3 protein-coding genes are annotated in these 4,754 nt (G+C 70.4%); 1 reads left to right on the plus strand and 2 read right to left on the minus strand.

Features of this window, described 5'->3' with window-relative positions; translation table 11 throughout:
* Together RIM90_RS28835 and RIM90_RS28840 are read right to left on the minus strand one after the other, a co-directional pair.
* On the minus strand, positions 1 to 2,123 hold a 2,123-nt coding region (locus RIM90_RS28835), incomplete at its 3' end, for a cellulase family glycosylhydrolase (protein ID WP_309063691.1).
* A gap of 1,007 nt (positions 2,124 to 3,130) precedes the next feature.
* On the minus strand, positions 3,131 to 4,003 hold the full coding sequence (locus tag RIM90_RS28840) for an SGNH/GDSL hydrolase family protein (RefSeq protein WP_309063692.1): 873 nt from the start codon (positions 4,001 to 4,003) through the stop codon (positions 3,131 to 3,133).
* 261 nt (positions 4,004 to 4,264) lie between these two features.
* Here RIM90_RS28840 and RIM90_RS28845 point away from each other — a divergent pair.
* The coding region (locus RIM90_RS28845) for a TetR family transcriptional regulator (RefSeq protein WP_309063693.1) at positions 4,265 to 4,754 on the plus strand (490 nt) is incomplete at its 3' end.

The following is a 4,754-nucleotide window of genomic DNA, read 5'->3' on the forward strand; positions in this document are numbered from 1 at the left end:
CCGGTGTACGCGGGGACGGCCGGTGCGTCGGTGTAGGTGGTGGCCGTCGTACGGCTGTGGTCGTTCGTCTCGTCGAAGTTCGACCAGTCGGCCTTGCCCATCCTCAGCTGGATGTCACCGGTGTTCCTGCCGGCGGCCAGTGAGCCGCCCGTGAAGGTGACCTCCAGGTACGCGTCCGCGCCCGTGACCGGCGTGGTCAGCGGCACGACGCGCAGCTTCACCCGCGCGCAGTCCACCGCCGCGTAGTCGCACCAGGCGCTGACGGTGGCCGAACCGTCCCGCGTGAAGTAGTAGCGCATCGAGACGGTGCCGAGGTCGAGGGCGGAGCTGCCGGTGTTGACCACCTGGAGCGAGGGCCGGATCGCGTTGTCCGTCGCCGACGCGTCGTTGTTCTTGTACCGCACCTTCACCGCCCCGGACGGGGTGTCGGACGACTCCGTCGTCACGTTCAGCGTCGCCGAGGGGGCGGAGACGTTACCCGCCGCGTCCCGGGCCCGGACGGTGTAGCCGTATGCCGTGGAGGGCGAGAGGCCGGTGTCGGTGTACGTCGTGCCGCTCACCGGTGCGGTGTTCACCTTGGTCGCGCCCCGGTAGACGTCGTACCCGGTCACGCGCGTGTTGTCGGTCGACGCCGTCCAGGAGAGCGAGACGCTGGTCGACGTCTTCGCGGTGCCGGTCAGTCCGCTCGGGGCGGTCGGTGCCTGTGTGTCCTCCGGGTCTCCCGGACCGTCGTGGAGCTCGCCCAGGCTGATGCCCGTGGTGCTTCCGGCGCCGCCCAGCGGGACCTCGTGGTCGAGGCTGACGAACTTTCCGTCGTGTTGCCACAGGGCGGGCTTGAGCAGGGCGTACTTCTCCTCGTCCCAGGACTTCCAGTCGCCCAGCAGCAGGCCGCCGGTGTCACCGGAGTTGGGGTTGAGGCACCAGAAGGTCTGGTGGATGCGGTGCTCGACGACGAGGTCGCGCAGCGCGGTCATCCACTTCTCGTTCGGGCCGTCGTCGAGGAAGCCGCCCCACTCTCCGATGAGCAGCGGGGCCCTGTTCTCCTTGTGGAGGTAGAGCCAGTTGGGGTCCCAGACGTCGCGTTCGAGGGTGGTGCGGTTCCAGTCGCCGGTGAACCAGGGCTGGAGGTGGACCAGCGGTCCGTAGTCGTGCGGGGAGTACACCAGTTGGTCGCTCTGCGCGCCGAGGTCGACGGGGTGGTCGCGGACGCCGCGCAGGTTGCCGCCCCACCAGGTCGAGTGGTAGTCGGTCGGGGTGGTGGAGGTCCAGTCCACACCGGCCTTGGGATAGATCTCGATGCCCTCGCAGAGCACCAGCAGGTTCGGGTTGATGGCGAGCATCCGCCTGCCGGCGGTCTCGCAGACGTGCTTGAAGTTGTCCTGGTCCGTCGAGCCGTCCCACTTGGCGCGCGGGCTGGTACCGGCCGTGCCGTGCGGCTCGTTCTTGACGTCCATGGCGACGATGGTGTCGTCGTCGCGGTAGCGGGTGGTCACCCACTCCCAGGCGGTGTAGAAGTCCTCGGACGTGATGGTGCCCTTCCACCACACCGGGTGGACGTGGCCGGAGTTGTCGGCCTCGGCGCTGTGCACGTCGAGCATGACCTTGATGCCGTACTGCTTGCACAGGTCGAGCCAGTGGTCGAAGACCTCCAGGGAGGTCTTGCCCGCGATCTCGGGGTTGGCGTAGGCGTTGACGCCGCTGGGGACGGTGGCCCGGCCGTTCTTCCACTCCAGCAGGAGCTGGGTGGAGACGGGGACGCGGACGATGTTGATGCCCCGGTCGGCCATGGCCTCGGTGATGTCGGTGATGTTGCCGGACCACAGCCCGTGGAAGACCCGCTCGGTGGCGTTGAAGCCGAACCAGTTGGCGCCGGTGAGCCAGACCTCGTCGCCGTTCGCGTCGACGATCTTGTTGCCTTCGGTGTGCAGCCAGTCGTCACCGGGTGCGGCGACGGACGCCTTCGGCGCGGCGGCTGTTTCGGCGTGTGCGGCAGCCGGCCGGTCGGCTGCCCAGGCCGCGGGCCCGGCCGCCGACAGCAGCCCCGCGGCCAGCACCGCGGTGAGCAGGGCTCTGATGTGCCGGAGCGGACCGCGGGGCCGGCTCCGTGCTGATGGCTGTCCCACTGTGTGCCCTTCTGTCGTTTTGCCGGACGAGAAGCACGCACAAAGATGGGAGCGCTCCCATGCATGCGCTGTTCATGAAGCCAGGCGACTCGGAAGCTGTCAACCGTCCGGACGGCACCGGATGGCCCTTTGTGGCGCTCCGCCACAGCGGGCGGTCGCGCCCGACCTGACCCGTCCTCACCTCCGGTACGGAGGGGCCGCGTTCCACGAGGCGGTGCGGAGGCTCGGCCGGGCGGTCCGGTTCGGGCCGGAGAGCTTGCTGCCGCCGCGTGCCACACCGGTGCTCCACCGGGCGCCCGTCGGTCTGCTCCCTCCGTGCCGGGTGCTGTGCGGTGTCCTCCGAGGTGCGCGGGAGACCGGCCCGCGGACGCCCACGGGGTCTTTGGCCGGACTGCGGTCGCGTCGCAGTTGCGTGACGCCGCCGTGCCGGGAACGGCAGGGAATGACGGGGCGTTCGGCGGGTCCTCCGCGACGGACGCGTACGGCCGTACCGGGCCGATCCCGGCAGGGCCCGTACCGGCAAGGACGGTCGCAGGGGCGATGCCGGAGCGGGCCCTTTCGAGGGGGTGCGGCATGCGCGTTCCCGTACGGCGACCGTGACGCCTGGAGCGGCACCGGCCCCCCAGGTCCTCCGCAGCTCACCCTCTCCCGCGACTCCGCGGTCACCAGCGGCGACGTCATGACCGCCGAACTCGTCCGCGACGCACACCGCAAGACGTTCGGCCCGGAGGCGGTGCTGGAGTGCGACCCGTCGACGGGCGGGGAGGACTCCCCCCCTCTTCGGAACGCGCGAGCACCGCGGCGGCGCGGACATCCCCACGCCCACTGGTTCGTGGGCGGCACGCACCGGCCGGTCCGAAACGCCGTGCCGGGCACTGCCCCCGCGGACGGACTCCTCGCCGTACCCGGCAACCACACCACGCGCTTCGCCCCCGATCCGGCCGCACCGGCCTGTTTCCGCCGGCCCCGGGTGGACCGCCGGTCGTCGAGGGCGAAGCGCGCCGCCGTCAGCTCAGGCCGAGGACGCTCATGGTGTGCTCGGCCATGCGCCGCTCTCCGAGGGCGTTGGGGTGGACGGGGACGAGGCTGCTGCCGAAGAGGAGGGGCTCGATCCAGCGGGTGCCGCCGGGCTTGCACGCGTCGTGGCCCTCGGACACCTGGGAGAAGTCCACGTAGGTGGCACCGGTCTCTTCGCCGGCGCGTTCGACGACCGCGTTGAGGTGTGCCTGTATGCCACGCACGTAGGGCACGTCACCGGCGGCGACCGGCAGCTTCGCGAAGCAGGACGGGTCGGCCTCGGCGGGTGTGATCCAGGGGTAACCCAGGACCGCCACGCGGGCGTTGGGCGCCTTGGCGCGCACGGCCCGCAGGGCGGCCTTGAGGGCGGGATAGGTGTTCGCGTCGATCTGGTCGGTGAAGGAGGTGCCGTACTTGTCCTTGCAGGGGCTGCCCTTGCCGCCACTGAGGACGCCGGCGGTGCCGCAGGCCGTCAAGGCGTTGATGAAGGTGCCGTTGTCGTTGCCGCCGATCGTCAGCGTCACCAGGTCGGTGTCCGCGCCGAGTGCGTTCGTCTGGGGTGGGACCCCGGGGTACTGGGACTCGGTGAAATCCTTCGTCTGGGCGGCGCCGCAGGTCACGTCCTTCAGACGGGCGCCCGTCCGGGCGGCGATCACGTGGGGGTAGTTCGCGGTGGAGCGCAGGCACAGCAGGTTGGTGAGATCCACGGGCAGCACGCCCGAGCCGGCGCTGTAGCTGTCGCCCAGGGCGACGTAGTCCAGTGACGTGGAGGCGTGTGCGGTGCCGCCGGTGAGGCTGAGGGCGAACGTACCGACGAGCGCGAGTGATGTGGCCATGACATTCCGAAAGGCGTGCTTCGGCATGTGGTCCCTCTTCTCGTGGGGTGTGGAGGGGGGCGGCCCGCCGGGCGCGCCGATGGTGAGACCGGAGCGGCTTGAGTGCGGGGGAGTGCCGGGTTGCGCGGTTACCGAACGGTTCTACCGCCAAGTAATGTGCAGGTCCCCCGACGGGGAGTCAACATTGTTGACCGAACTTCCTGAAAGGCTTGCGGAAGGCGCCCGACCCGTCTCCGTGAACGCGCGAACCCGCAGGTGCGAAGCAGCGGGTCCCCTATCCTGTCCCGCATGCTGCAGACCGGCTCTCGTACCACGACCCGCGAGGCCATCCACTCAGCCGCTGCCCGGCTGTTCCAGGACCAGGGCTTCTCCAGGACCACCGTCCGTCAGATCGCGGCGGCGGCCGACACGGATCCTGCACTGGTGATCCGTCACTTCAAGAGCAAAGAACTCCTGTTCCTGGAGACGATGCACCTGACGATCGACGACGAGCCGCTGCTCGACGTGCCACTGGAGCACCTGGGGGAACGGCTGGCCGAACTCCTCGTCGAACTCGACGGTCCCGCGCGGGGCGTCTTCCTGGCCCTGGTGCACGGCAGCAACGAACCGCAGATCCGCAAGCGCCTGCGCGACACGCACGAGCACGTCTTCATCGCGCCACTGCGCCGCCGCCTGTCCGGCCCCGACGCCGACGTCCGCGCGCGCACGGCGGCCGCCCTGGCCGGGGGACTGCTGTATGCGCTGTGGGTGGCCGGGGACGAGGGCCTGCTCCGAACGG

The organism is Streptomyces sp., assembly GCF_031181555.1.
GTDB lineage: Bacteria > Actinomycetota > Actinomycetes > Streptomycetales > Streptomycetaceae > Streptomyces > Streptomyces fimbriatus.